General features: G+C 25.8%; 3 protein-coding genes. 1 reads left to right on the forward strand and 2 read right to left on the reverse strand.

Annotated features, from left to right (window positions below):
- Positions 1-41: 41 nt before the first annotated feature.
- Together G3997_RS07330 and G3997_RS07335 are read right to left on the reverse strand one after the other, a co-directional pair.
- On the reverse strand, positions 42-1,325 hold the full coding sequence (locus G3997_RS07330; protein WP_330616120.1) for an FAD-dependent oxidoreductase: 1,284 nt from the start codon (positions 1,323-1,325) through the stop codon (positions 42-44).
- Positions 1,326-1,343: 18 nt separating this feature from the next.
- Entirely contained in the window at positions 1,344-2,291 is a 948-nt protein-coding gene (locus G3997_RS07335) for a 2Fe-2S iron-sulfur cluster-binding protein (protein ID WP_296644962.1), read from the reverse strand.
- 292 nt (positions 2,292-2,583) lie between these two features.
- Between G3997_RS07335 and G3997_RS11965 the strand changes: the two genes are divergently transcribed.
- Complete coding sequence (locus G3997_RS11965; RefSeq protein WP_296644964.1) at positions 2,584-3,252, forward strand: TMEM164 family acyltransferase; 669 nt, start codon at positions 2,584-2,586, stop codon at positions 3,250-3,252.
- Positions 3,253-3,577: the final 325 nt, after the last annotated feature.

The raw sequence follows: 3,577 nt of genomic DNA on the forward strand, positions 1-3,577 counted from the left end.
GTTTTATTTATTAAGATATTTTTTAATTAAATTCATCTATTCTATAAAATTACTTTCTTATCATATAATCCTTCTAAACTAACTTTTTTAACTCTTTGTAAAGCAACATTACTATCTGTACTATAGAAACCTAACTCCTTCATTCTATTAAAATAAATACTTCCAGCGAAAGTAAATCTTAACTTATCGCCATCTGGTTTACTCATTTCATTATTAGAATAAGCAATAAAGTCACCTATTAATAAATTAGTTGGAAGTTGAATTAAATATCTATCTGCACAATATCTAGCTGCATTATGACCTGCTAAACTACCTGTACATATAGCTTCTGTATGACCTACATAAAATCCTGCTTTTTCCCCACCAACAAATAAATTAGCCATGCCTTTAGCCCTCATATAATTGTCTCTTTTAGCAACAGACATGTATCTAACCGAATTTCCCTTGCCTCCAGAATAAGGATCTACAATAAGAGCATTTTCAAATCCTGGTATCATTCTTAATACTTCTAAATTATAAAATGGTTCCATCAACTTTGCATGACCTGTATCAATTAATACTATATTTTCTGCAAACTCAGGCAATGCATATTGTTGGCATACCTTTAAATCTAATATATCTTTATTTATAAATTCTTCAGGTAAAGGAACTACAGCACATCCTTTTTCATTTAAATCTTTTTGTATTTCATCACTTAATGATTCTTTTAAAAGCTTCATAGAACCACTAAATGCTCCATAATCTCCATTTTTTCTTCTACCAATCATATCTTCTAATCCACACTTACTTGTTATGCTCACCCTTCCTCCAAAAGATGGACATCTTAAAATACACATTGCACATCCGTTTCCATTCGCAGTACAATTGCCCATTGGTCCTGTCGATCCTGTAGTTTCAACAAATGCATCTCCATATATTATTTCTCCACCTTCTAATATAACTGCAAGTAATTTATCTCCATCAGTTTTAACATCAACTACTCTACTAATAAATCTAATTTCTATACCCATACTTCTAATTTTATCTCTTACTGGTTTTTCTATCTTTGTTACATTATAGACAGTTGCATGTTCATGTCCTGGAAAATTTATATTTCTATGAGTAGCGTATTTATCTGTTATTTCAAATAATTCTCTTGCTCCTAATGCTATTGCTTCTTCTGTGGCACTATATCTTCCATTATTTCTCATTATTCCACCAACATTGCCACACCCTAGAAGTAAGTCTGTTCTTTCTAATATTAAAACATCTGCTCCTGCCTTTTTAGCAGTTATTGCTGCTGCGCACCCTGCCCATCCTCCTCCAATAATAACTACTTTCGCCATACTAACTCCCCCTAAAACTTAATATATACTTTTTAAATATTCTCTACTATTAACCTGCGTTTTACATGTTTTAACTTTTACTCCATTTAAATTTATACCACAAGCACCACATATGCCTTCACCACAACATATTAAATTATTGTTAGAAACTGCTAGTTTTATATTTTCGTCTACACTATCAACAATATCCATTATATCTTTATTAAAATGATTGCTTCCTCCACTGTATACTAATTTTATATTATTCGTTTTTATATAATCAGATATAAATAATTTATCAACATCTATGTCTATATGATATATATTTGCACCTAGATTATATATTTTTTGAATAACACTATCCAAAATTACTCCGTTATGATTTATAAATACATCTACTTTATTGTTATTTTCTATTAATCTTCGTACTACATTTATTGAATTTACTTGTGATAATCCATTTAATATCACTAAAGAATTGGATTTTGATGTGCTTTTGATTTCTTTTACTCCAAATAATCCATTAAAATATGGACCTTTGATATAAACCTTATCAAATTTGACTATCCCCTTAGTCTTTATTCCTACAGTCTTAACAACTACTTCTAATGTATTATTATCTAAGTCTACATCCATTACTGAAATAGGTGCACTAAATATCTCACTATCTTTATTTTCACTCTTTACTAAAACGTACGCTCCTGGACTACGTAAATCTTTTGATAAGACTTTTGGTATTTTTATTTTAATCAAATAAGTATATTCCTCAACTAATTTTATATCTTCTATATCGCATAAGTATTCTTGTCTTTGTACTATAGGAGAATTCTTATTATGAATAACTTCGTTGTATATACATACTCCTTGCCATATACAGTCACATGTTTTATTTTTATTTAACATATTACATCTTATACAATCATTTGAGTATGCAAGATGACATGGACAATATTTACCACCTGAATCTGCACATGATAAAGCTTTCATTTTCTCACTTCCTTAAAACGAAATTTTCAATTGTCTTAATATATATACTATTAATTTATTATTTATTATATTTTTTGTTACAAAAGTATTTCTTTAATACGTCTATTTTATGTTCTTCAAAAATATACTTTACTAATAATATATAATAATTAHATTCTAATTTADTHTHAATADDTAAHAWRWAAAKYTMMAWATKAGWWTTYRWWWYWWTTWWWKWYYWTWWWTTATTATATTATTAAAGTTTCACTATTGTTTTAACATTGAAATTATAATTAATATAAAGGAGGTTTATATGGAAAATACCTTTCTTTTTTCAAATACACATTTGATCATGCTCTTAATTTTTTCTGTATTTTTGTACTTATGTCCTAAGCTAACAAAAAACTTACTACCATATAGTTATATAGTTGAAAAGATAATTTGTATATTGATTATATTAGAGATTACTTTTGAACAATTCTCATTTATTTCAATGGGTAGCTATAATGTTTATACTTGTTTACCTATTACAATTTCTAGATTTACATCTTATATATGTATTGCTATCTTATTTTTTAAAAATTATCAGTTGTTCAATGTCTTTTTTTCATGGAGTTTAGTTTGCTCTATCGGAGAGTTAATTTTTTTCCCAAACTTAGGTTATAGATATCCTAATATATTATATTATTTATTTTTTTTCTCTAAGTGTATTTTATTTTATTCTATAGTTTATTTAACTGAAGTTAGAAAATTTAGTATAAATAAGTGCGCATTAAAGGACAACTTAATTTTTTGTATAATTTATTTTTCTTTTATATATCTTTTAAATACATTTACAAATGCAAATTATCCATATTGTTTTTCAAGTCATAACTTATCAAGTGCAATTATATTTACATTAATTACAACTCTTATTTATATACCTATATTATTTATTAATGAAGAATTCAAATTTAACTGTAAAAGGAAAAAATTTAAATAAAAAAAGCTCGCTATATATAGCGAGCAAATAGTTTTTATTTTCAAATTTATGTAAGAAGAAAATAAAAATCTTAGGCTAATTAAATTATAACACAAGTTAGTCAATTCTCAAATTGTTTATTTCTATATTTTCCCACTTATGTGATTGATTTATTATGTATTTTATATTATTAATATATAAGTGAGATATCACTTTACCTTTATTAGTTAATTATACTAAAAAACTGATACTTTTTAGTATCAGTTTTATGTTAAATGTCTTTATTTTTATGTTAAATGTCTTTATTGTTTTTAGATATTTTTTGAAGTTTTTCTATAACTTTTGG

This window comes from Romboutsia sp. 13368 (assembly GCF_018336475.1).
Lineage (GTDB): Bacteria > Bacillota > Clostridia > Peptostreptococcales > Peptostreptococcaceae > Romboutsia.